Here is a 21,169-nt window from a genome sequence, read left to right as displayed (position 1 = left end):
AGAGATCCCGGGGCGATTCAGTGCACACCGTAGCCCACACGCGGGAGAGAAGCGTCAGCGATAATCCCCGGCCCGCCAGCGCGCCAGCCAGGCGAGGCTGTCGCGGGTTGCACCGGCCGGACGGTACTCGGCACCGAGCCAGCCTCGATAGCCGCTTTCCCGCAGGGCAGCCAGCGACGCGGTGAAATCCACCTGGCCACTGCCCGGCTCGCCCCGCCCCGGACAATCGGCGAACTGCACATGGCCGATGCGCCCGGCCAGGCGGGCGATGCAGGCCGGGATATCCAGTCCCTGGCGGGCCATGTGATAGAGATCCAGCTGGGCCAGGCAATTGGGGTGATCCACGCGACGCAGCAGGGTATCCAGTTGGTCGGCGGTGTTGATCAAAAAGCCCGGCATGTCCAGCGGGTTGATCGCCTCGCAGACCACGGTGATTCCCAGCACCGAGAAGGCCTCGGCGGCCCTGGCCAGATTCGACTCGAGAGTCGCCAGGGCCTGCTCCGGGGCCACACCCCCGGCCAGGCAGCCCGGCAGGACGTTGACGCAGTCCGGCCGGACCATCGCGGCATAGCTCAGCGCCAGCTCCAGCGCGGCGTCGAACTCCGCCTGGCGCTGCGGCACCGCGGCCAGGCCGGGGCCGCCCTGCAGAAGATCGGCGGCCGGCAGGTTGATCAGTACCAATGGCAGCCCGGCGCGCTCCAATTCTTCCTTCAGGCGGATGGCCGGGATCTCGTAGGGAAACTGGATTTCCACGCCGTCGAAGCCCGCCGCGGCAGCGGCCACGATGCGCTCGATCAGCGGTTTTTCGCTGAACAGCAGGGAAAGGTTGGCGGCGATCTGCATGCTTCTGCTCCTCTGGTCGAGCCCCAATCATGGTGGCTTACGTTTTTTTCACTCTATGCTGTTTACCATCGGACGATCCAACAACCGCCCCGTGGTCCCCTCATTCGCCACCGAGACGCTTCTGATGCCATCCAATCTGCTTGACAGCCGGGCCCTGAAGGGCCAACGAGGATTCCGCCGGATTCTCAACGCCACCAGCTATTCGCTCGCCGGCCTCAAGGCCGCCTTCGTCGGCGAGGCTGCCTTCCGCCAGCTGGTGATGCTGAACCTGCTGCTGATTCCCGTCGCCTGCCTGCTCGACGTGAGCCGGGTCGAGCGCGCCCTGCTGATCGCCGTGGTGCTGCTGGCGCCGATCGTCGAGCTGCTCAACTCGGCCATCGAAGCCACCGTCGACCGCATCTCGCTGGAACTGCACCCCCTCTCCAAGCGGGCCAAGGACATGGGCAGTGCGGCCCAGTTGCTGGCGCTGGTGCTGATCGCCGCGGTCTGGGCGACCATCCTGCTGTCATAGCCGCTCGGAGAGCAGCTCCATAAGGCCCGGCGAGACGCCTGGATATCTTCTGGTGGAAAATCGCTGCGCGAGTTTTCCACGGGGTGGCCATCCACCGTACACGCTGACTCGGATTCCGTAGGGTGGGTAACCGCGCAGCGTTACCCACCGCAAGGACGGCGCCATAGCCATTGCGGTCACCTACCGCTCAACATGCCTCCAGAGATCCTCCAGAGCCGTGGCATGGCACTCGCCAATCAGCCATGTGCTTCCTCTATAATCCGCCCGCCTTTTTTCCGCTATTGAACCGGAGAACCCCATGCTCAAGCGTACCCTGGCGCTCGCCGCCGGCTTTGCCCTGTCCCTGTCCAGCGTTCTTTCCCAGGCTGCCGACGTGCTCAACGTCTCGGCGATTCCCGATGAGGCGCCCACCGAGCTGCTGCGCAAGTTCAAGCCGCTCGGCGCCTATCTGGAGAAGGAGCTGGGCATGCCGGTGAAGTTCGTGCCGGTGGCCGACTATGCCGCCGTGGTCGAGGCGCTGGCCGCCGATCGCGTGGACCTGGCCTGGCTGGGCGGCTTCACCTTCGTGCAGACCCGCCTGAAGACCGGCAACGCCATTCCGCTGGTGCAGCGCGAGCAGGACGAGAAGTTCACCAGCAAGTTCATCAGCGCCGACGCCAACGTGAAGTCCCTGCAGGACCTCAAGGGCAAGACCTTCGCCTTCGGCTCGGTGTCCTCCACTTCCGGCAGCCTGATGCCGCGCTATTTCATGCTCAAGGACGGCATCAAGCCGGAAGCGTTCTTCAGCCGCGTGGCCTACTCCGGCGCCCATGACGCCACCGTCGCCTGGGTACAGTCCGGCAAGGTCGACGCCGGTGTGCTCAACGCCTCGGTCTGGGACAAGCTGGTCGCTGCCGGCAAGGTCGATACCGACAAGGTCAAGGTGTTCGCCACCACCCCGACCTACTACGACTACAACTGGACGGTGCGCGGCAGCCTTGATCCCGAGCTGACCGCGAAGATCAAGAAGGCCTTCCTCGCCCTCGACCCGGCCAAGCCGGAGCACAAGGAGATCCTCGACCTGCAGGCGGCCAGCCGCTTCATCGAGACCAAGCCGGAGAACTACCAGGGCATCGAGGAAGCGGCACGCGCCGCCGGCCTGCTGAAGTGACCCTGAACCTGTCCGGCGTGGGGCTGACCCACGCCAACGGCCAGGTTGCACTGAGCGATGTCGAGCTGAAAGTCGCCCCCGGCGAGCGGGTGGCGATCATCGGGCCGTCCGGTGCCGGCAAGACCAGCCTGCTGCGCCTGCTCGCCACTGCCCAGAAACCCACCGCCGGCCGTCTCGAGATACTCGGTGCCGATCCCTGGCGCCTGTCCGCCGCAGCCCGGCAACGGCTGCGCGCGCGCATCGGCCTGATCCATCAGGCGCCGCCCCTGCCTCCGCGCCAGCGGGTGGTCACCGCGGTGCTGGCCGGCAAGCTCGGCCAGTGGTCCCTGGGCAGGAGCCTGCTCAACCTGCTGCATCCGCTGGATACCGCCGGCGCCGCTGCAGCCCTGGCGCGTCTGGACCTGGCCGAGAAGCTGTTCGAGCACTGCGACCAGCTTTCCGGCGGCCAGCTGCAGCGGGTCGGCATCGCCCGCGTGCTCTATCAGGAGCCGGAGCTGATCCTCGCCGACGAGCCGGTTTCGGCCATGGACCCGGTGCTCGCCGGACACACCCTCGGCGTGTTGAGCGAGGAGGCCGCCCGCCGCGGCATCACCCTGCTCGCCAGCCTGCATGCCGTGGATCTGGCGCTGGCGCATTTCCCGCGCATCCTCGGCGTGCGCGCCGGGCGCCTGGTCTTCGACCGCCCGGCCGCCGCCCTCGGCCGGGCCGAGCTGGACGCGCTCTACGCCAACGAACAGCTGCAGCCGCCGGCTGCACCGCCGGCTCTGCCCCACGTACTGCACATACCCCGATGCTGACCCGCGCTGCCTCCCGCGATCCCGCCGCCCTGCCGCGCCTGTTGCTCGGTCTGCTCGCGCTGGCCCTGTTGTGGCCGGGGCTGTCGCTCAGCGAGCTGGACCTGGGCGTGCTGCTGCACGGCGACAACGTGGCCACCATGGGTACTTTCGTCGCCGCCTTCTGGCCGCCGGAACACGGCCACGAGTTTCTCGAACTGCTCGGCCGGGCAACCCTGGAAACCCTGGCCATCGCCACCGCCGGCATGAGCCTGGCGCTGCTCGTCGCCCTGCCCGCCGCGCTGCTCGCCAGCCGCGCCCTGTCGCTTTCGGCGGTGCATCGCAGTGGCCGGCCGGCCTGGTGGGGTGCCCTGCTGCGCTGGCCGGTGCGCGGCCTGCTGATCGTCCTGCGCAGCGTGCCGGAGATCGTCTGGGCGCTGCTCTTCGTGCGCGCCGTGGGGCTCGGCCCGAGCGCCGGGGTGCTGGCCATCGCCATCACCTATGCCGGCATGCTCGGCAAGGTCTACGCCGAGATCTTCGAGTCGGTCGACCCGCGCCCGGTGCGCGCCCTGCTCGGCAGCGGCAGTCCGCGGCTGGTCGCCTTCCTCTATGGCATCCTGCCCAACGCCGCGGCGGAGATGCTCTCCTACACCGTCTACCGCTGGGAATGCGCGATCCGCGCCTCGGTGGTGATGGGCTTCGTCGGCGCCGGCGGGCTCGGCCAGCAGATCGACCTGTCGATGCGCATGTTCGCCGGCGGCGAGGTGGCCAGCATGCTGCTGACCTTCCTCCTGCTGGTGCTGCTGGCCGACCAGCTGAGTCGCCTGCTGCGCGGGAGGCTGACATGAGGCGTACGGGCAACGTCCTCCTGCTGCTGGGCCTGCTGGCGGCCGTCGCGGCCTCCTTCGCCTGGCTGGAGATCGACCTGGGGACGCTGTTCGGCGCGGACAGCCTGCGGCAGATGGGCGACTACGCCGGCGGCTTCCTGCGCCCCGACTTCTCCCCGGCACACCTGCTGGCCATTGGTCAGGGTGCCCTCGAGACCCTGGCCATGTCGGCCATCGGCACCCTGCTCGCCGCCGGCCTCGGCCTGCTGCTGGCGCTCCCGGCCAGCGGACGCTGCGGGCTGCTGGCGACCAGCGCCGCGCGCCTGCTGCTCAATGCACTGCGGGCGATTCCGGAGCTGGTGTGGGCTGCGCTGATGGTGCTGGCTGCCGGCCTCGGGCCGAATGCCGGCACCCTGGCGCTGGCCCTGCACACCGCCGGGGTGCTCGGCCGGCTGTTCGCCGAGGCCCTGGAAAACACCCCGGGCGAGCCGGCCGAAGCCGTGCGCCTGGCCGGCGGCGGGCGCATCGCGGCGTTCTGCTACGGAACCCTGCCGGGAGTCTGGCCGCAACTCCTGGCCTACTCGCTGTACCGCTGGGAAAACAACATCCGCATGGCCAGCGTGCTGGGCTTCGTCGGCGCCGGCGGGCTGGGACAGATGCTCTACCTGAGCCTCAGCCTGTTCCAGGAGGCCCAGGCCGCCACGGTGATCCTCGCCATGCTGCTGCTGGTGCTTGGGGTCGACGCGCTGAGCGGCTGGGGGCGCCAGCGCTGGGTGCAGGCATAGCTTGACGGCTCAGTGGTGCCCCGGCGCCCCGCTGCGCTCCTGCACCAGTACCCAGGGCGCCACCACCACAGCCCAGAGTTCGGGGTCGCGGGCGAGCAGATCCTCGGCGCGGCTCTCCTCCAGCTTCGCCAGCTGGCCGCCGGTCAACCAGGCGGCCACACTGGCCTGATCGTCCTCGGCGACGGCCAGCGCCACCGCCACCAGATCCACCTCGCCGGCGACCCAGAGCAGCGCGCCACGGGCGAAGAACGGCTGCAGTTCTTCCCAAGTGATCCGCGCCGTTTCGCCGAGCAGTTTGACGTAGAGGGGGTTGGTCGTGTCTGTCATGAAGGATTCACCGGTTGGAAGGGCCGCCATCATAACGGTGTGACGGGACCAGGCAAGTGTCGGTCGGCAAGGTTTCCAAGCGGCGAAGCGTGACTTTACACTGTAACGCAACGCCTGGCAGAAGGGCCCGCTGCAGAGCGGCCCCCCGCAACGACAGAACAACGAGGAGCAGTATGCACAAGGCTACCCGACACCTTTCCCGACTGTTCGCCGCCCTGGCGCTGGCCGGAACCGCACTCCATGCAGCCGCCGCCGAGCCGGTCCGCATCGCCCTGGCCGGGCCGGTCACCGGGCCCGTGGCGCAATACGGCGACATGCAGTTCATCGGCGCGAAACTGGCCATCGAACGGATCAACGAGGCCGGCGGGGTGAACGGCCAGCTCCTCGAGGGCAGCGTCTACGACGACGCCTGCGATCCCAAGCAGGCCGTCGCGGTGGCCAACAAGATCGTCAACGACGGCATCGCCTTCGTCGTCGGCCACCTGTGCTCCAGCTCGACCCAGCCCGCGGCGGACATCTACGAGGACGAGGGCGTGCTGATGATCACCCCGGCCGCTACCAGCCCGCAGATCACCGCCCAGGGCCACCAACTGATCTTCCGCACCATCGGCCTGGACAGCCTGCAGGGGCCGACCGCGGGCAAGTTCATCGCCGAGCGGATCAAGCCCAAGCGCGTCGCGGTGCTGCACGACAAGCAGCAGTACGGCGAAGGCATCGCCAGCGCGGTCAGGAAGACCCTGCAGGAGCGCGGTGTCGAGGTGGCCCTGTTCGAGGGCATCAACGCCGGCGACAAGGACTTCTCGGCGATGATCGCCAAGCTCAAGCAGGCCGGCGTCGATTTCGTCTACTACGGCGGCTACCACCCGGAGCTCGGCCTGCTGCTGCGCCAGTCCGCGGAAAGGGGCCTGAAGGTGCGCTTCATGGGACCGGAGGGGGTCGGCAACAAGGAACTTTCCGCCATTGCCGGGAACGCATCCGAAGGACTGCTGCTCACCCTGCCGCGCGCCTTCGACCAGGACCCGCGCAACCAGCCGCTGGTCGAGGCTCTCAAGGCCAAGAACCGGGACCCCAGCGGCCCCTTCGTGTTTCCCGCCTATGCCGCCGTGCAACTGATCGCCCAGGGCATCGAGAAAGCCGGCAGCGACGACCCCGAGGCGGTCGCCGAGGCCCTGCGCGGCAACAGCTTCGATACGGTGACCGGCACCCTGGCCTTCGATGCCAAGGGCGATCTGAAAGACTTCGGCTTCGAGGTCTACGAGTGGCATCGGGACGGGAGCAAGACGCCGGTCGAGTAGGTCGAGAGCCCAGCTCGTCTGCGAAAGCGGCACCTGCGGTGCCGTTGGTGGGTTACGGCCGTTGGCCTAACCCACCCTACGACTCCCAAGGCCGCAAAAACCGACGAGCGAGTGTGTCTGCGCCTGCCGCGGGCTTCGAGGAACCAGGCAATGCCCGAGCTCTACCACTACCTGCAACAACTGGTGAACGGCCTGACGGTCGGCAGCACCTACGCGCTGATCGCCATTGGCTATACCATGGTCTACGGCATCATCGGCATGATCAACTTCGCCCACGGCGAGGTGTACATGATCGCCTCCTACGTGGCCTTCATCGCCATCGCCGGGCTGTCGATGCTCGGTCTGGACCAATTGCCGCTGCTGATGGCCGTCGCCTTCGCCGCGAGCATCGTGGTCGCCAGCGCCTACGGCTACTCCATCGAGCGAATCGCCTACCGCCCCCTGCGCGGCAGCAACCGACTGATTCCGCTGATTTCGGCGATCGGCATGTCGATCTTCCTGCAGAACGAGGTACTGCTGTCCCAGGGCTCCCGCGACAAGGCGATCCCCAGCCTGCTGCCGGGCAACTTCGTCATCGGCGAAAGCGCCATGCACGGCGTGGTGATCTCCTGGACGCAGATCCTCATCTTCGCCGTCACCCTGCTGGTCATGCTCGCCCTCAGCCTGTTCATCTCCCGCTCGCGTCTCGGCCGCGCCTGCCGTGCCTGTGCCGAGGACCTGAAGATGGCCAGTCTGCTGGGCATCGATACCCACCGCATCATCGCCTTGACCTTCGTCATCGGCGCCGCCCTGGCTGCGGTGGCCGCGGTGCTGCTGGGCCTGCAGTACGGGGTGATCAACCCGCAGCAGGGCTTTCTCGCCGGGATCAAGGCATTCACCGCCGCGGTGCTCGGCGGCATCGGCAGCATCCCCGGAGCCATGCTCGGCGGCCTGCTGCTGGGCGTCGCCGAGGCTTTCGGCGCCGACCTGTTCGGCGATCCGTACAAGGATGTGGTGGCCTTCGGCCTGCTGGTGCTGGTGCTGCTGTTCCGCCCGACCGGCATCCTCGGCCGTCCGGAGGTGGAGAAGGTATGAGCCCCCGATTGAAGACCGCCCTGTTCAGCGCCCTGCTGGTGCTCGCCGTAGCCTGGCCGGTGCTGGGACTCAAGCTGACCACCGTGGGCATCCGCCTGGAAGTGCACAATGCCAGCCCGGCGGTGCTCTGGAGCATCGCCGCCGCGGCCGTCGGCATGTTCTGCTGGCAGCTCGGCCGCGACCGACTGGCCGCCCTCTGGGGCGAAGCACCGCAGCTTCCCGGCATGCCGGGCCGGGTGAAGAACCTCCTCAGCCTGCCCTCGACCCAGCGCTGGGGTGTGCTCGCCCTGCTGGTTCCGGCCCTGATCTGGCCGTTCTTCGCCTCCCGCGGCGCCGTGGATCTGGCCACCCTGATCCTCATCTACGTCATGCTGGGACTCGGCCTGAACATCGTGGTCGGCCTCGCCGGCCTGCTCGACCTCGGCTACGTGGGCTTCTACGCGATCGGCGCCTATACCTACGCCCTGCTCTCGCAGTACTTCGACCTTGGCTTCTGGACCTGCCTGCCGATCGCCGGGGCGATGGCCGCGCTGTTCGGCTTTCTGCTCGGCTTTCCGGTACTGCGCCTGCGCGGCGATTACCTGGCCATCGTCACCCTGGGCTTCGGCGAAATCATCCGCCTCCTGCTGCGCAACCTCACCGAACTCACCGGTGGCCCCAACGGCATCGGCGGCATCGACAGGCCCACTTTCTTCGGCCTGACCTTCGAGCGCCGCGCCCCGGAGGGCCTGCAGACCTTCCACGGCTTCGTCGGCCTGCCCTACGACTCGGCGCACAAGGTGATCTTCCTCTACCTGATCGCCCTCGCGCTGGTACTGCTCACCCTGTTCGTCATCAACCGCCTGCTGCGCATGCCGATCGGCCGCGCCTGGGAGGCCCTGCGCGAGGACGAGATCGCCTGCCGCGCCCTGGGCCTCAACCCCACCGCCATCAAGCTCTCGGCCTTCACCCTGGGCGCCTGCTTCGCCGGATTCGCCGGCAGCTTCTTCGCCGCCCGCCAGGGGCTGGTGACGCCGGAATCCTTCACCTTCATCGAGTCGGCGGTGATCCTCGCCATCGTCGTGCTGGGCGGCATGGGCTCGCAGCTGGGGGTGATCCTCGCCGCAGTGGTGATGATTCTGCTGCCCGAACTGATGCGCGAGTTCAGCGAGTACCGCATGCTGCTGTTCGGCGCCCTGCTGGTGCTGATGATGGTCTGGCGGCCGCAGGGCCTGTTGCCCATGCAGCGCCCGCACCTGGAGCTCAAGCGATGAGCGCCCTGCTCGAGGTGCGCGACCTGGCCATGCGCTTCGGCGGCCTGCTGGCGGTCGACGGCGTGAACCTCTGCCTCGGCGAACGGCAGGTGCTGTCGATGATCGGCCCCAACGGCGCCGGCAAGACCACGGTGTTCAACTGCCTGACCGGCTTCTACAGGCCCAGCGGCGGAGAGATCCTCCTCGACGGCGAGCCGATCCAGGGCTTGCCGGGGCACCGGATCGCCCGCAAGGGGATCGTGCGCACCTTCCAGAACGTCCGCCTGTTCAGGGAGATGACCGCGCTGGAGAACCTGCTGGTGGCCCAGCACCGCCACCTGAACACCAACTTCTTCGCCGGCCTGCTGAAGACCCCGGCCTTCCGCCGCAGCGAACGCCAGGCCCTGGAGTTCGCCCACAGCTGGCTGGAACGGGTCGGGCTGCTGGACTGCGCCAACCGTTCCGCCGGCACCCTCGCCTACGGCCAGCAGCGCCGTCTGGAAATCGCCCGCTGCATGATGACCCGTCCGCGCCTGCTGATGCTCGACGAGCCGGCCGCCGGCCTCAACCCGCGGGAAACCGCGGACCTCAAGGCGCTGATCGGCCTCTTGCGCGAGGAACACGGCCTCGGCGTGCTCTTGATCGAGCACGACATGCCGCTGGTGATGGGCATTTCCGACCGGATCGTCGTCATCAACCAGGGCCGCCCGCTGGCCGAGGGCACGCCGGCACAGATCCGCTGTCATCCCGAGGTGATCAAGGCCTATCTGGGGGAAGCCTGATGTTACGGTTCGACGACGTCTCCACCTGCTACGGCAAGATCCAGGCGCTCCACGGGGTGAGCCTGGAGGTCCGCGAGGGCGAAATCGTCACCCTGATCGGCGCCAACGGCGCCGGCAAGTCGACCCTGCTGATGACCCTCTGCGGCACGCCGCGGGCCAGCGCCGGAAGTATCCGCTACCGCGGCGAGGAACTGGTCGGCCAGGACACCAGCGCGATCATGCGCAAGGGCATCGCCGTGGTCCCGGAGGGCCGGCGCATCTTCGCCCGTCTGACGGTGGAGGAAAACCTCGCCATGGGCGGCTTCTTCACCGCCCAGGACGCCTTCGAGGAACAGCTCGAGCGGGTACTGGAGCTCTTCCCGCGGTTGAGGGAGCGCTATGCCCAGCGCGGCGGCACCTTGTCCGGCGGCGAGCAGCAGATGCTCGCCATCGGCCGCGCGCTGATGAGCCGGCCGCGCCTGCTGCTGCTCGACGAACCCTCCCTGGGCCTGGCGCCGCTGGTCATCCAGCAGATCTTCGCAATCATCGAGCAGTTGCGCGCGGAAGGCGTGACGGTCTTTCTGGTCGAGCAGAACGCCAACCAGGCGCTGAAGCTGGCCGACCGCGGCTACGTGCTGGAGAACGGGCGGATCGTCATGCACGGCACGGGCGAGGAACTGCTCGGCGATGCGCGGGTATGCGAGGCCTACCTGGGCAGTTGAGCCCTATCGCCCGGGTAGATGGCCGAGATCGATCGGCTCTCCGGGGCGTAACCCCAGCTTGTGGCGGATATCCTCGAACATCGCGTCGTATTCGTCGTGCTCGCGCAGGATCGGGCCGAAGCGCGGATGCAAACCGTTGCGCACGGCGACCCGGGTCAGCTCGTTCATGAAGTCGAAGGCCATGTCGCGGGGCAGCTCGCACTCCTCCGAAAAGGCCTTGCCGTCGACCGCGCCGTCCATGCGCATGTGCAGCACCTGGCCCTTTTCCGGCAGGTCGCGCACCTCGTAATGCACGTCGTAGACGAAGGTCTGCGGGTCGGACTTGTCCGGCAGATGCTCGCGATGCAGGTGACCCGGCTTGAACATGGGAGCCTCCTCGCAGGGGGTAAGACCGAACAACGTAGAGCCCCCGGTCCGCAATCGGCGGGGTGCAGCCTGCGCTCAGTGTAGACAGCGGAGGCTGCCCATCTCCTGCGTGTCGTCGCTTGGCACAGTATCGTCGGGCTTGAGATCGGCGGCCCCTCTGGTTAACGTGAGCCCCCTTTCAGGAGACCGCCGATGCGCCTTGTCCGTCCCCTCTTGTACTGCCTTCTGCCATTGTTCACCGGTTGCCAGCTGTTCGCCGGAGAAAGCCAGGCCCCTGCGGGCGGGCAAGTCCGCCTGCACGGCGAGCTGAGCATGCGCGACGGCGATCTGCTGCTGCGCCCGTGCGACGAGCAACGCCGCTTCGTGCTGATCGATGCCGGCGACCTCGGTCTGGCCGAGGACATACGCGGACTTCAGGGGGGCGGCAACGAGCCGCTGTTCGCCGACCTGCGCGGCAGCCTCGGCTCCAGCGACAAGTCCGGCGTGGATGGGCGTTTCGAGGCGAGCCGGCTCTATCGCCTGGAACTAGGCGGGCAGAGCTGCAAGGATCCGGACTTCCGCCGCATGATCCTGCGCGCCGCGGGCAATGAGCCCTTCTGGAGCGTCAGCGTCGGCAGCCGGGGCCTGCTGCTGCAGCGCCCCGACCAGCCTCCCCTGGCCCTGCCCTATCTGGAGGAACAGCTGCCCGGCGGCAGCCTCAACCTGACCAGCGAGGCCGACGGCCGGCGCCTGGAGCTCTGGGTAGCGCCGCAACGCTGCGTCGACTCCATGAGCGGCGCGATCCGCCACCTGAGCGCCGAGCTGCGCCTCGATGGCCAGGTGCAGCGCGGCTGCGCCTATGTCGGCGGCAGCCGCGAGAACTGAGTCACCAGGGCTTGCCGCGGGTCCGCTCGGTCAGCGGCAGCTTCTTCTGCATCGCCGCCTTGGCCAGCATGTGCGCGCTGACCGGCGCGGTGATGAACAGGAACAGGGTGAGCAGCAGTTCATGCAGGCTCGGCCCTTCCGGCCGCCCAGCGAAGAACAGCATCGAGGCGATCACCATGCCGCCCACGCCCAGGGTGGTGGCCTTGGTCGGGCCGTGCAGGCGGGTGTAGAAATCCGGCAGACGGTACAGGCCGATGGCGCCGATCAGGGCGAACAGGCTGCCGAGGACCAGGAACAGGCTGACCAGCGCTTCGATCCAGAATGGCATGAATGACAAACTCCTCAGTCGATGATATCGCCGCGCAGCAGGTACTTGCCGGCCGCCACGGTACCGACGAAGCCCATCACTGCGATCAGCAGCGCCGCCTCGAAGAACAGGTCCGACGCCAACCAGATGCCGAACAGCACGATCAGCGCCAGGGCGTTGATATACAGGGTGTCCAGGGCCAGGATGCGGTCCGGCAGGCTCGGCCCCTTGATCAGGCGAACCAGGTTGAGGGCCAGCGCCAGGCCGATGACCACCAGGCAGAAGGGAATCACGTAGGCGAGCATTCGAAGATCTCCAGCAGGGGCGCCTCGTAGCGGCGCTTCACCTCGGCAGCCAGCTGTCCGGGCTCCGGCGCATCCAGGGCGTGCAGCAGCAGGGTCCGGCGATCCGCGCTGAGATCGGCGGACACCGTGCCCGGCGTCAGGGAAATGATGCTGGTCAGCACCGCCAGGACGAACCCGTCCTCGATGGCCATGGGCACCTCGACGAAGGCCGGGTTCAGCCGCTCCTTCGGCCCCAGCACCAGCTTCGCCACGGCCAGGTTGGCGATGAGGATGTCGCCGAACACCTTGAGCACGAACCGGATCAGTTGCAGCGGCCGGCGCACCCGCGGCACCCGGATCAGGAAATCGCGGCAGAGCAGCGGGATCGCCCAACCGAGAAAGGCCCCCAGCAGCAGGTGGCCGAGGCTCAGGGTGTTCACCAGCATCAGCCAGATGATCGCCAGCAACAGGCTCAGGGCCGGATGCGGCAAGCCGCGCATTGCCTTCATGCAGCACCTCCCATGCCGATCTGCAGATAGGGCGAAAGATCCAGCAGTTGGCGCGCCGTGGCCTGCACGTAGGCCTGCAGCGGCGCAGCCGCCAGAACCATCAGCAGGCTGCCGAGCAGCAGGCCGGCGCAGGCCAGGATGCGCAGGCGGTCGGCCGCCCCCTCGGCCACCGGCGCCCCGGAGGTGCGCCAGAACAGGGTGCTGCCGGAGCGGCTGAGGGCGATCAGCAGCCCCAGGCCGCCGACCAGCAGCACCGACCACATCAGCAGCGCCGGGGAGCCGGTCGGTACCGCACGCAGCAGCATCAGCTTGCCGAGGAAGCCGGACAGCGGCGGCAGACCGGCCACCGATATCGCCGCGAAGAAGAACAGCCCGCCGAGCAGAGTCGGCTGGCGCAGGGTGGGCCCGTGCTGCAGCTCGCCGCCCAGCTCGCCGCGCTGGCGGGCGATCAGATCGGCGAGGAGGAACAGGCCACCGCTGACCAGGGTGCTGTGCAACAGGTAATAGAGCGCGGCAGCGAAGCCCTCGGCGGTGCCCAGGGCGATGCCGACCAGCAGGGTGCCGACCGATACCACCACCAGGTAGGCCAGCTGTGTCTGCAGGCTGCGCGCCGCCAGGGCACCGAACACCCCGGCAGCGAGGGTCATGGCGGCCAGCGGCCAGAGCCAGGGCTGCGCCAGATCGGCCAGTTCGCCGGCCTCGCTGCCGAAGATCAGCGTGAATACCCGCAGGATGGCGTACAGCCCGACCTTGGTCATGATCGCGAAGAGCGCCGCCACCGGTGCGCTGGCGGCGGCATAGGCGCGCGGCAGCCAGAAGTACAGCGGCAGAACCGCCGCCTTGAGGCCGAACACCAGCAGCAGCAGGTAGCCGGCAGCCGCCAGCAGCGGCGTCTGCGTCGCATCGGCGCTGGCCACCTGGCGGGCCAGATCGGCCATGTTCAGGGTCCCGGTCAGGCCGTAGAGGGTGCCCACGCCGATCAGGAAGAACGACGAACCGAGCAGGTTGAGCAGCACGTAATGCATGCCGGCCCGTACCCGCGCGGCGCCGTTGCCGTGCATCAGCAGTGCATAGGAGGCGATCAGCAGGATCTCGAAGAACACGAACAGGTTGAACAGGTCGGCGGTCAGGAAGGCGCCGTTGATGCCGAGCAGTTGGAACTGGAACAGGGCGTGGAAGTTCGGCCCCCGCTCGTCGTCGCCGCGCACCGCGTAGAGCACCGCGAACCCGGCCAGCAGGGCGGTGACCAGCAGCATCAGCGCGCTCAGCCGGTCGAGCAGCAGGATGATCCCGAAAGGCGGCGCCCAGTCGCCCAGCGCATAGATGCGCAACTGGTCGTCCCCGGCCAGGACCAGCAGCCAGACGGAGAGCGGCAGCAACGCCCAGGTGGCGAGCAGGGACAGCCGGCGCTGCATGCTGCGCCCCAGGCGATGGCCGAGCAGCAGCAGGCTGCCGGCGAACAGCGGCAGGAGGATCGGCAGGATCGGTGCGTGCATCATTGGTCCGGCTCCCGTCCGTCCACGTGGTCGCTATGCACTTCGCCCAGGCCGCGCAGGGCCAGCACCACCACGAAGGCGGTCATGGCGAAGCCGATGACGATGGCGGTGAGCACCAGGGCCTGCGGCAGGGGATCGCCGTACTCGGCGCTCTTGCCGAGCACCGGCGCCACGCCGGTGCGCAGACGACCCATGGCGAAGAGGAACAGGTTCACCGCATAGGAAATCAGGGTCAGTCCCATCACCACCGGGAAGATCCGCGCGCGCAGCAGCAGGTACACGCCGCTGGCGGTCAGCACGCCGAGGGTGATGGCGAACAGCGCTTCCATCTCAAAGCACCTCCTTGCTCGCCTCGTCCCGACTGACGTGGCCGATGTTGGACAGGATCAGCAGGGTCGCGCCGACCACCACCAGATAGACCCCCAGATCGAAGAGCATCGCCGTGGCCAGCTCGAACTCGCCGACCAGGGGCAGGCTGAAATGACCGAACGCCGAAGTCAGGAAGGGTCGCTCGAAGACCCAGCTGCCCAGCCCGGTGAGGGCGGCGATCAGCACCCCGGCACCGGCCATGGCGTGATAGCTGAAACGCAGGCGGGCCTGGGACCAGGACACGCCGAGGGCGATGTACTGCAGGATGAGGGCCACCGCAGTGATCAGTCCGGCGATGAACCCGCCGCCCGGCAGGTTGTGACCGCGCAGGAAGATGAACACCGAGATCAGCAGCGCCAGGGGCAGCAGGGCGCGCGCCAGTTGGTCGAGGATCAGCGGATGCGGATCGGCGGACCACGGCCGGCCCCGCAGGTCGAGTTGCGGGTGCGGCAGGCGCAGACCGTGCAGCAGGGCGAAGACGCCCACCGCGGCGATGGCCAGCACACTGATCTCGCCCAGGGTATCGAAGCCGCGGAAATCCACCAGGATCACGTTGACCACGTTGGAGCCACCGCCGCCGGTCAGGCTGTTCGCCAGGAAGAAGTCGGCAATGCTCTCGTAGGGGCGCGTCAGCACCGCGTAGGCGAGCAGCGACACCAGGACGCCGCTGCCGGCCGCCAGCAGCAGGTCGCGAACCACCCGCAGGCTGCCCGATTCGGCCGGAGAACGCTCGGGCAGGAAGAACAGCGCGAGCAGCAGCAGGATGATGGTCACCACCTCGACCGACAGCTGGGTCAGCGCCAGATCGGGCGCCGAGTAGCGGGCAAAGGCCAGGGCTACCATCAGCCCGGTGCCGCTGAGGATCATCAGGGCGACCAGGTGGTTGCGATGGAACACCGCGCTGAGCAGGGCGGTCAGGGCCAGTGCGGCGAGGCCCAGCACGGTGATGCCGTCCATCGGGCTCAGCGCCACGGGGCCGTCGACATCGGCCAGCGGCGCCAGGGCGAACACCGCCAGCAGCAGGGCGCTGCCCAGCATCAGACCCAGGTAGCGCTGCAGCGAGCCGTTCTCCAGCAGCTCGGTCAGATCGCGGGAGAAGTCCACCAGCACGCCGACGCAGCGGCGGAAGATACCTTGCGCGTCCAGGCTCGGCAGGCCCTCGTACCAGCGGAACAACGGCTGCCGCAGGCTATAGACCAGCACCCCGCCGAACAGGGCGACGGCGCTCATCGCCAGGGGCAGGTTGAAGCCATGCCAGATCGCCAGGCTGTATGTCGGCAGCTCTCCACCGAGGCTGGCCGAGGCCGCAACGGCCAGCAGCGGTGCCACGGCCCAGCCCGGCACCATGCCCACCAGCAGGCAGAGGAATACCAGCACCTCGACCGGAATCTTCATGTAGCGCGGCGGCTCGTGCGGCTTCGGCTTGGGCAGATCGATCGGCTCGCCGTTGAAGAACACGTCGTGGATGAAGCGCAGCGAATAGGCCACCGAAAACACCCCGGCGATGGTCGCGGCGACCGGCAGCAGCCAGTGGAAGCTGCCCAGCAGGTTCTGCTGGAGTGTCTCGCTGAAGAACATCTCCTTGCTCAGGAAGCCATTGAGCAGGGGCACCCCGGCCATCGCAGCACTGGCCACCATGGCCAGGGTGGCGGTGTGCGGCATGTATTTCCACATGCCGTTGACGCGCCGCATGTCGCGGCTGCCGGTTTCGTGGTCGATGATGCCCGCGGCCATGAACAGCGAGGCCTTGAAGGTGGCGTGGTTGATGATGTGGAACACCGCCGCCACGGTCGCCAGGTCCGAGTTGAGTCCGAACAGCAGGGTGATCAGGCCCAGGTGGCTGATGGTCGAATAGGCGAGCAGACCCTTGAGGTCGTGCTGGAACAGCGCCGTCACCGCCCCCAGCAGCAGGGTCGTCAGACCGCTCAGGCTGACCAGATAAAACCACCAGTCGCTGCCCGAGAGCACCGGATACAGGCGGGCCAGGAGAAAGACCCCGGCCTTCACCATGGTCGCCGAGTGCAGATAGGCCGACACCGGAGTGGGTGCGGCCATCGCCTGCGGCAGCCAGAAATGGAAGGGGAACTGGGCCGATTTGGTGAACACGCCGAGCAGCACCAGAATCAGGGTCAGCGGATAGAGGGCATGGGCCCTGACCCTGTCGCCGGCAGCGAGCACCTCGCTCAGCTCGAAGCTGCCGACGATGTGGCCGATCAGCAGCACCCCGGCGAGCAGCGCCAGCCCGCCCCCGCCGGTCACGGTCAGGGCCATGCGTGCACCGCGGCGGGCATCGGAGCGGTGGTGCCAGAAGCTGATCAGGAGGAACGAGGAGAGACTGGTCAGCTCCCAGAACATCAGCATCAGCAGCAGGTTTTCCGACAGTACCAGCCCCAGCATGGCGCCCATGAACAGCAGCAGGAAGGCGAAGAAACGCCCCATCGGCTCGTGCTTGGCCAGGTAGTAGCGGGCATAGACGATGACCAGAATGCCGATGCCGAGAATCAGCAGGGCGAAGAGAAAACCAAGGCCGTCCAGACGCAGGCTGAGGTTCAGACCCAGCTCCGGCAGCCAGGGGATACTGGTTTCGATGAGCGTCCCGGAGAACACTGTCGCGCTTTGGGAAAACAGCAGGATCAGTCCCAGCAGCGGAACCAGCGCAGCGGCTGCCGCGCACAGCGAGCGCCCACGGCCATCCGCCAGCAGAGGCAGGCAGGCGCCGAGAAAGGGCAAGGCAATGATCAACGCAAGCGTCATCGGCACGTCCTTTTCATAGTTCCGACTTGCAACCGGTTCCTTGATGCCAGGGATTCGTGGCGAACATGGCGTCGCGCGCCCGCGCCAGGTCTCTTCCGATTGCCAGCCCCGAACGAAACTGGTTGAACCGATTATCCATATCTATCGGTTAACCGTCATGAATTGAATTATTTTGTAAAAAGGAAAATTGGAATCTTCACTACAGGCATGAATCAAGCATGGCTGGCACAGATATGGCACAGGGGAAAGGCACCAGACAAGCTATCCGGAAGTCGGCAGGCGCGAACCAGCCTGCCGCCTTCCGGGGAGACGATCGCTCGCGAGGACAGCGCGAGGCTCAGTGGGCGACGCGGCTGGTGCCGTTGACGGTCAGGATGCGCACCCGCTCACCGACGCGGAACACCTCGTTCGGCTGCACCGCCTGCACATAGGCACGCATGCTGCCATCGTCCTCGCGCACGGTGATCTCGACACCCTGGGTGCGGGTGATTCCCTCTTCCGCCGCGGCACCGAGCATGCCGCCGGCCACTGCGCCGATCACCGCAGCCACGGCGCTACCACGGCCCTCGCCCACTCCGCTGCCGGCCACGCCGCCGACGATGGTGCCGGCACCGGCACCGATGGGAGTCTTGGTGCCCTCGATGCGCACCGGCCGCAGCGACACGATGGTGCCCATGCGCACGGTCTGGACGGTACGCGCTTCCCCGCGCGAATAGGCCTCGCCGGTCAGGCTGGAGGCACAGCCGCCGAGGGCCAGCGCCACGGCAGTGAAAGAGGCGAACAACAGTACGGGCTTGCGCATTGCACTTACTCCACATGAGTCATGCCAATTATTAAATCCCCGCCTCCGCCCCTTGTCACGGCGCGTTCATGCCGCTTCCCGGCACCGCCCGGATATCCAGCGGTACGCCCCCACTTCCCGCCCCTGGGCGGATCGGCTAGGGTGGCGGCCAGGAGGACTGCCATGGACTATTTCATCATCTTCATCACCACTGTGACCGGGCTGTACTTTCACTGGTGGCTGTATGTGCGCATCAAGCGCTGGATGGACCGCGATCTGGCGCTGTCCCTCGCCAGTCGGGACGCAGCCAGGCGCGACTACATGCTGGAGCGCCTCGACGAGGCCAGGAGAGAGGGTGTCAAGCGTCGCGATCTGGCGCAGTGGCTAGAACGCGCAGCGGCCGATTATCCCGCCTCCTGAGCATGCGGGCCGGTCTTGCACAGAGGCGCTCCCGGGCGAGCGCCCCGTCGTGGGATCGATCTAGGGCGCCAAGCGTTCGCGCACCCAGCCGCCCTTCTCCAGGCGGTAATTGAGGCGGTCGTGAAGACGACTGGCACGCCCCTGCCAGAATTCAATGCGCTCGGGCAGCAGGCGATAGCCGCCCCAATGTCCGGGGCAGTGCGGCGCCTGATCGAGAAAGCGCTGCTCGGTCAGCGCCAGCAGCTCTTCCAGCTCCACGCGGTCGCGGATCACCTGGCTCTGCGGCGAAGCCCAGGCACCGAGACGGCTGCCCAGGGGACGTACCTGGAAGTAGGCGTCGGACTCCTGTGGCGTGACCTTCTCGACCTGTCCCTCGATGCGCACCTGACGCTCCAGAGTCGGCCAGAAGAAGGTCATGGCGGCGAACGGTCGCGCCTTCAGCTGCTGGCCCTTGGCGCTGTCGTAGTTGCTGAAGAAGGTGAAGCCACGCTCGTCCAGACCCTTCAGCAGCAGCACCCGGCAATGGGGCCGCCCGCTGGCGTCCACGGTGGCCAGACTCATGGCATTGGGCTCGACCGGCAGTTGCTCGGTCTTCATCGCCTCGGCGAACCACTGATGGAACAGGGAAAAGGGTTCGAGCGGGGCATCTGCCTCGCAAAGGCCGGAGCGGGTATAGTCACGGCGCATGTCGGCCAGCGTCTGGGGCATGGCGGGTTCCTTCGAATGGATTGCAGTCGACCAAAGTCTAACCAGACCGCTATCACTTCGCTTGATCTGAAGCAACCACCCGAACCCCTGGCGTACCGTACTGGGCCAGCACGGCAGACAGGCTGCCGCGGGTGGTCAGGAACATCTCCACGCGGCGGTTGTGGGAGCGACCGTTCTTGCTGGCGTTGCTGGAACGCGGAATGTCGGCGCCCACCCCCTTGTACATCAGACGGTCATGGTGCAGGCCGCTCATACGGAAGATCGACGCCATGGACTGCGCCCGTTCCTGGCTCAACTTGCGGGTCAGATCGGTCGAGCCGCTGCTGTCGCCATGCCCCAGCAGCAGCACGGCCACTTCGCGGTCCTGCGCCACCAGCTTGGCCACCCGGCTGAGCGGCCCCAGGGTCGCCACCAGCAGCATGCTCGGCCGGTCGGGGTTGAACGAGCTGTCCACCGGGGCCGTCACGACCAGCAGATCGCCACGACGCTCCACCTCGAACTGGCTGCCCTTGACGGCTTCGCGCACGCTCGCCTCGTGGCTGGCCACCCAGGCCCGACTTGCCCTGGAGTCGAAACCGGCCGCCGATGAGCCGGACTTGGCGGCCTGAGCGCCGGCACGTTCCTGCTTGCCGGAAGAGCTGCAGGCGGCGATGGCCATGCAGAGGATCAGGGTGCTGCTTTTAATGAGAAGTTTCATCGACAGGTCCCGTCGTAAAGAAAAGTGCCAAGGGAGATGAGGCATCACAGGCAGCATGGCGGTAGCAGGCCTCAAGATCGAATTTTGAGTCTGGCCGCAACCCCACTGCAGGCAAGGCATTGCCTTGCCAGACAGACGAGTGGCGTCAACCAAGGCATTCTCCCGCCAGGCGCGCCAGCTTCTGCGCCCGCGGGTCCATCAGTATGTAGGGGCCCAGGCTGTTGGTGACGAAGCCGAAGGCCAGTTCGCGCTCGGGATCGGCGAAGCCACAGGAGCCGCCGGCGCCGGGATGACCGAAGGCCTTGGGGCCGAGGCCGAAGGTGGCATTGGCCAGCTTGGGCTGGTCGAGCATGCAGCCGAGACCGAAACGGGTCGGGGTGAGCAGAGTGCGGTCCTCGCCGCAACTGTGCTCGCGGGTCATTTCATTGAGCAGCTCGGGTGGCAGCAGGCGCCCGTCGAGCAGCCCGGCATAGAAGCCCGCCAGGGCGCGCGCATTGCCATGGCCGTTCGCCGCCGGCTGGTGCATGCGCCGCCACTCGGGCTTGTTGCTGCTGTTCAAAACCGACGGCGGGTTGGTGAAGGCCCGGGTGCTGAGGGCTTCCGGCTCGCTCATCGTGACCTTGAGCAGGCGCTGGGCGGCGGCGTCGCCCAGATTGCCCTTGCCCCGTCCGATATGGGCGACCCGGTGGAATTCGGCATCGTCCAGCCCGACATGGAAATCCAGGCCGAGCGGCCGGGCGATGCGCGCCGCGATCGAGTGGCCGGGCTCGCGGCCGTCGGCGCGTCGCAGCAGTTCGCCGACCAGCCAGCCGAAGGTGATCGGCGCATAGCCATGCCCCTTGTCGTGCGGATTCCACCAGGGCGTCTCGGCAGCCAGTGCCGCGGTCATGGCTTGCCAGTCGTAGAGCGCTTCCGCCGCCAGCGGTGCACGGATCGCCGGCAGTCCAGCCTGATGGCAGAGCAGTTGGCGCAGGGTGATCCGGGCCTTGCCGGCGGCGGCGAACTCGGGCCACAGCCGTGCCACCGGGGCATCGAGGTCCAGCTTGCCTTCCTCCACCAGCTGCAGGGCAGCGACCGCGGCGAAGGGCTTGGTGCAGGAGAACAGGTTGGCGATGGTATCGCTCTGCCAGGCCTCGCTGTCGTCCCGGCCGGCGAGCCCGGCCCAGAGATCCACCACGGTTTCTCCGCCGATCTGGATGCAGAGTGCCGCGCCGCGGGTCTGTCCGTCCTCGAACAGCGCGGCGAACGCGTCCTTCAATGCCTCGAACTTGAGGTCGAAATAGCCTTGAACCTGCACCTTTGTCTCTCCTGGCT

Annotated in this window: 25 protein-coding genes; 12 read left to right on the top strand and 13 right to left on the bottom strand. The window is 67.5% G+C overall.

Annotated elements, in window-relative coordinates:
* Positions 1-54: 54 nt before the first annotated feature.
* Positions 55-843 carry a hydroxypyruvate isomerase family protein gene (locus GCU53_RS21150; RefSeq protein ID WP_152389335.1) on the bottom strand — a complete coding sequence of 263 codons (789 nt, stop codon included), beginning with the start codon at positions 841-843 and terminating at the stop codon, positions 55-57.
* A gap of 124 nt (positions 844-967) precedes the next feature.
* Between GCU53_RS21150 and GCU53_RS21145 the strand changes: the two genes are divergently transcribed.
* The 5 genes from GCU53_RS21145 (at position 968) to phnE (ending at position 4,889) form a co-directional block, all read left to right on the top strand.
* On the top strand, positions 968-1,354 hold the full coding sequence (locus GCU53_RS21145) for a diacylglycerol kinase (protein ID WP_152389334.1): 387 nt from the start codon (positions 968-970) through the stop codon (positions 1,352-1,354).
* A 298-nt stretch (positions 1,355-1,652) separates the two neighbouring features.
* Entirely contained in the window at positions 1,653-2,504 is an 852-nt protein-coding gene (locus GCU53_RS21140; RefSeq protein ID WP_152389333.1) for a putative selenate ABC transporter substrate-binding protein, read from the top strand.
* Positions 2,501-3,301, top strand: a complete 801-nt coding sequence (locus tag GCU53_RS21135) for a phosphonate ABC transporter ATP-binding protein (protein ID WP_152389332.1) — start codon at positions 2,501-2,503, stop codon at positions 3,299-3,301. Before GCU53_RS21140 ends, GCU53_RS21135 begins: the two co-directional genes overlap by 4 nt.
* Positions 3,295-4,125 carry a PhnE/PtxC family ABC transporter permease gene (locus tag GCU53_RS21130; protein ID WP_152389331.1) on the top strand — a complete coding sequence of 277 codons (831 nt, stop codon included), beginning with the start codon at positions 3,295-3,297 and terminating at the stop codon, positions 4,123-4,125. The genes GCU53_RS21135 and GCU53_RS21130 overlap by 7 nt, the downstream gene beginning before the upstream one ends.
* Positions 4,122-4,889: a phosphonate ABC transporter, permease protein PhnE gene (phnE, locus tag GCU53_RS21125; RefSeq protein WP_152389330.1), complete on the top strand. Its 768-nt coding sequence runs from the start codon at positions 4,122-4,124 to the stop codon at positions 4,887-4,889. Before GCU53_RS21130 ends, phnE begins: the two co-directional genes overlap by 4 nt.
* Before the next feature lie 9 nt (positions 4,890-4,898).
* Here the strand turns inward: phnE and GCU53_RS21120 are convergent, their stop codons facing one another.
* The gene (locus tag GCU53_RS21120) at positions 4,899-5,216 is read right to left on the bottom strand and encodes a DUF2288 domain-containing protein (protein WP_152389329.1); all 318 of its coding nucleotides are present in this window, start codon (positions 5,214-5,216) and stop codon (positions 4,899-4,901) included.
* 173 nt (positions 5,217-5,389) lie between these two features.
* Between GCU53_RS21120 and GCU53_RS21115 the strand changes: the two genes are divergently transcribed.
* The 5 genes from GCU53_RS21115 (at position 5,390) to GCU53_RS21095 (ending at position 10,300) form a co-directional block, all read left to right on the top strand.
* The gene (locus GCU53_RS21115) at positions 5,390-6,511 is read left to right on the top strand and encodes a branched-chain amino acid ABC transporter substrate-binding protein (RefSeq protein ID WP_152389328.1); all 1,122 of its coding nucleotides are present in this window, start codon (positions 5,390-5,392) and stop codon (positions 6,509-6,511) included.
* A 150-nt stretch (positions 6,512-6,661) separates the two neighbouring features.
* Entirely contained in the window at positions 6,662-7,585 is a 924-nt protein-coding gene (gene livH, locus GCU53_RS21110; RefSeq protein ID WP_152389327.1) for a high-affinity branched-chain amino acid ABC transporter permease LivH, read from the top strand.
* Entirely contained in the window at positions 7,582-8,838 is a 1,257-nt protein-coding gene (locus GCU53_RS21105) for a high-affinity branched-chain amino acid ABC transporter permease LivM (protein ID WP_152389326.1), read from the top strand. Before livH ends, GCU53_RS21105 begins: the two co-directional genes overlap by 4 nt.
* Positions 8,835-9,599, top strand: a complete 765-nt coding sequence (livG, locus tag GCU53_RS21100; RefSeq protein ID WP_152389325.1) for a high-affinity branched-chain amino acid ABC transporter ATP-binding protein LivG — start codon at positions 8,835-8,837, stop codon at positions 9,597-9,599. Before GCU53_RS21105 ends, livG begins: the two co-directional genes overlap by 4 nt.
* Positions 9,599-10,300, top strand: coding sequence for an ABC transporter ATP-binding protein (locus tag GCU53_RS21095; protein WP_152389324.1), 702 nt, complete (start codon positions 9,599-9,601; stop codon positions 10,298-10,300). The genes livG and GCU53_RS21095 overlap by 1 nt, the downstream gene beginning before the upstream one ends.
* A 3-nt stretch (positions 10,301-10,303) precedes the next feature.
* Here the strand turns inward: GCU53_RS21095 and GCU53_RS21090 are convergent, their stop codons facing one another.
* Positions 10,304-10,666, bottom strand: coding sequence for a DUF5064 family protein (locus GCU53_RS21090; RefSeq protein WP_152389323.1), 363 nt, complete (start codon positions 10,664-10,666; stop codon positions 10,304-10,306).
* Positions 10,667-10,858: 192 nt separating this feature from the next.
* Between GCU53_RS21090 and GCU53_RS21085 the strand changes: the two genes are divergently transcribed.
* Entirely contained in the window at positions 10,859-11,530 is a 672-nt protein-coding gene (locus tag GCU53_RS21085; RefSeq protein ID WP_208845360.1) for a COG3650 family protein, read from the top strand.
* 1 nt (position 11,531) lies between these two features.
* Here GCU53_RS21085 and GCU53_RS21080 read toward each other — a convergent pair whose 3' ends face one another.
* From GCU53_RS21080 to GCU53_RS21050, 7 genes are all read right to left on the bottom strand, one after another.
* The gene (locus tag GCU53_RS21080) at positions 11,532-11,858 is read right to left on the bottom strand and encodes a Na+/H+ antiporter subunit G (RefSeq protein ID WP_152389322.1); all 327 of its coding nucleotides are present in this window, start codon (positions 11,856-11,858) and stop codon (positions 11,532-11,534) included.
* 14 nt (positions 11,859-11,872) lie between these two features.
* Positions 11,873-12,142 carry a K+/H+ antiporter subunit F gene (locus GCU53_RS21075; protein WP_152389321.1) on the bottom strand — a complete coding sequence of 90 codons (270 nt, stop codon included), beginning with the start codon at positions 12,140-12,142 and terminating at the stop codon, positions 11,873-11,875.
* On the bottom strand, positions 12,127-12,630 hold the full coding sequence (locus GCU53_RS21070) for a Na+/H+ antiporter subunit E (RefSeq protein ID WP_152389320.1): 504 nt from the start codon (positions 12,628-12,630) through the stop codon (positions 12,127-12,129). The genes GCU53_RS21075 and GCU53_RS21070 overlap by 16 nt, the downstream gene beginning before the upstream one ends.
* Positions 12,627-14,129: a monovalent cation/H+ antiporter subunit D gene (locus GCU53_RS21065; RefSeq protein WP_152389319.1), complete on the bottom strand. Its 1,503-nt coding sequence runs from the start codon at positions 14,127-14,129 to the stop codon at positions 12,627-12,629. The genes GCU53_RS21070 and GCU53_RS21065 overlap by 4 nt, the downstream gene beginning before the upstream one ends.
* A complete protein-coding gene (locus GCU53_RS21060; RefSeq protein ID WP_039803610.1) occupies positions 14,126-14,455 on the bottom strand; it encodes a Na+/H+ antiporter subunit C in 330 nt (109 codons plus the stop codon). The genes GCU53_RS21065 and GCU53_RS21060 overlap by 4 nt, the downstream gene beginning before the upstream one ends.
* Position 14,456: 1 nt before the next feature.
* On the bottom strand, positions 14,457-17,249 hold the full coding sequence (locus GCU53_RS21055) for a monovalent cation/H+ antiporter subunit A (RefSeq protein ID WP_152389318.1): 2,793 nt from the start codon (positions 17,247-17,249) through the stop codon (positions 14,457-14,459).
* Positions 17,250-17,586: 337 nt separating this feature from the next.
* A complete protein-coding gene (locus GCU53_RS21050) occupies positions 17,587-18,051 on the bottom strand; it encodes an outer membrane lipoprotein (protein WP_152389317.1) in 465 nt (154 codons plus the stop codon).
* Positions 18,052-18,213: 162 nt separating this feature from the next.
* Here GCU53_RS21050 and GCU53_RS21045 point away from each other — a divergent pair, with 162 nt between their 5' ends.
* Positions 18,214-18,450 (top strand): hypothetical protein, encoded by a 237-nt coding sequence (locus GCU53_RS21045; protein ID WP_152389316.1) that lies wholly within the window; start codon positions 18,214-18,216, stop codon positions 18,448-18,450.
* 60 nt (positions 18,451-18,510) lie between these two features.
* Here GCU53_RS21045 and pdxH read toward each other — a convergent pair whose 3' ends face one another.
* The 3 genes from pdxH to GCU53_RS21030 all read right to left on the bottom strand — a co-directional run bounded on the left by pdxH (position 18,511) and on the right by GCU53_RS21030 (position 21,152).
* Positions 18,511-19,158 carry a pyridoxamine 5'-phosphate oxidase gene (gene pdxH / locus GCU53_RS21040; RefSeq protein ID WP_152389315.1) on the bottom strand — a complete coding sequence of 216 codons (648 nt, stop codon included), beginning with the start codon at positions 19,156-19,158 and terminating at the stop codon, positions 18,511-18,513.
* Positions 19,159-19,210: 52 nt separating this feature from the next.
* Positions 19,211-19,855, bottom strand: coding sequence for an OmpA family protein (locus GCU53_RS21035; protein ID WP_152389314.1), 645 nt, complete (start codon positions 19,853-19,855; stop codon positions 19,211-19,213).
* Positions 19,856-20,000: 145 nt separating this feature from the next.
* Positions 20,001-21,152: a serine hydrolase domain-containing protein gene (locus GCU53_RS21030; RefSeq protein ID WP_152389313.1), complete on the bottom strand. Its 1,152-nt coding sequence runs from the start codon at positions 21,150-21,152 to the stop codon at positions 20,001-20,003.
* Positions 21,153-21,169 lie beyond the last annotated feature (17 nt).

Origin of the sequence: Azotobacter salinestris, assembly GCF_009363155.1 — a bacterium.
GTDB lineage: Bacteria > Pseudomonadota > Gammaproteobacteria > Pseudomonadales > Pseudomonadaceae > Azotobacter > Azotobacter salinestris.
The sequence above is the reverse complement of the archived record's forward strand: the minus strand, read 5'-3'. Positions and strand labels throughout refer to the sequence as shown.

Excerpts from the sequence above, each read along its gene's own strand:
- GCU53_RS21150 (WP_152389335.1), bottom strand. The coding sequence starts at position 843 with ATGCAGATCGCCGCCAACCTTTCCCTGCTGTTCAGCGAAAAACCGCTG.
- GCU53_RS21145 (WP_152389334.1), top strand. The coding sequence starts at position 968 with ATGCCATCCAATCTGCTTGACAGCCGGGCCCTGAAGGGCCAACGAGGA.
- GCU53_RS21140 (WP_152389333.1), top strand. The coding sequence starts at position 1,653 with ATGCTCAAGCGTACCCTGGCGCTCGCCGCCGGCTTTGCCCTGTCCCTG.
- GCU53_RS21130 (WP_152389331.1), top strand. The coding sequence starts at position 3,295 with ATGCTGACCCGCGCTGCCTCCCGCGATCCCGCCGCCCTGCCGCGCCTG.
- phnE (WP_152389330.1), top strand. The coding sequence starts at position 4,122 with ATGAGGCGTACGGGCAACGTCCTCCTGCTGCTGGGCCTGCTGGCGGCC.
- GCU53_RS21120 (WP_152389329.1), bottom strand. The coding sequence starts at position 5,216 with ATGACAGACACGACCAACCCCCTCTACGTCAAACTGCTCGGCGAAACG.
- GCU53_RS21115 (WP_152389328.1), top strand. The coding sequence starts at position 5,390 with ATGCACAAGGCTACCCGACACCTTTCCCGACTGTTCGCCGCCCTGGCG.
- livH (WP_152389327.1), top strand. The coding sequence starts at position 6,662 with ATGCCCGAGCTCTACCACTACCTGCAACAACTGGTGAACGGCCTGACG.
- GCU53_RS21105 (WP_152389326.1), top strand. The coding sequence starts at position 7,582 with ATGAGCCCCCGATTGAAGACCGCCCTGTTCAGCGCCCTGCTGGTGCTC.
- livG (WP_152389325.1), top strand. The coding sequence starts at position 8,835 with ATGAGCGCCCTGCTCGAGGTGCGCGACCTGGCCATGCGCTTCGGCGGC.
- GCU53_RS21095 (WP_152389324.1), top strand. The coding sequence starts at position 9,599 with ATGTTACGGTTCGACGACGTCTCCACCTGCTACGGCAAGATCCAGGCG.
- GCU53_RS21090 (WP_152389323.1), bottom strand. The coding sequence starts at position 10,666 with ATGTTCAAGCCGGGTCACCTGCATCGCGAGCATCTGCCGGACAAGTCC.
- GCU53_RS21085 (WP_208845360.1), top strand. The coding sequence starts at position 10,859 with ATGCGCCTTGTCCGTCCCCTCTTGTACTGCCTTCTGCCATTGTTCACC.
- GCU53_RS21080 (WP_152389322.1), bottom strand. The coding sequence starts at position 11,858 with ATGCCATTCTGGATCGAAGCGCTGGTCAGCCTGTTCCTGGTCCTCGGC.
- GCU53_RS21075 (WP_152389321.1), bottom strand. The coding sequence starts at position 12,142 with ATGCTCGCCTACGTGATTCCCTTCTGCCTGGTGGTCATCGGCCTGGCG.
- GCU53_RS21070 (WP_152389320.1), bottom strand. The coding sequence starts at position 12,630 with ATGAAGGCAATGCGCGGCTTGCCGCATCCGGCCCTGAGCCTGTTGCTG.
- GCU53_RS21065 (WP_152389319.1), bottom strand. The coding sequence starts at position 14,129 with ATGATGCACGCACCGATCCTGCCGATCCTCCTGCCGCTGTTCGCCGGC.
- GCU53_RS21060 (WP_039803610.1), bottom strand. The coding sequence starts at position 14,455 with ATGGAAGCGCTGTTCGCCATCACCCTCGGCGTGCTGACCGCCAGCGGC.
- GCU53_RS21055 (WP_152389318.1), bottom strand. The coding sequence starts at position 17,249 with ATGACGCTTGCGTTGATCATTGCCTTGCCCTTTCTCGGCGCCTGCCTG.
- GCU53_RS21050 (WP_152389317.1), bottom strand. The coding sequence starts at position 18,051 with ATGCGCAAGCCCGTACTGTTGTTCGCCTCTTTCACTGCCGTGGCGCTG.
- GCU53_RS21045 (WP_152389316.1), top strand. The coding sequence starts at position 18,214 with ATGGACTATTTCATCATCTTCATCACCACTGTGACCGGGCTGTACTTT.
- pdxH (WP_152389315.1), bottom strand. The coding sequence starts at position 19,158 with ATGCCCCAGACGCTGGCCGACATGCGCCGTGACTATACCCGCTCCGGC.
- GCU53_RS21035 (WP_152389314.1), bottom strand. The coding sequence starts at position 19,855 with ATGAAACTTCTCATTAAAAGCAGCACCCTGATCCTCTGCATGGCCATC.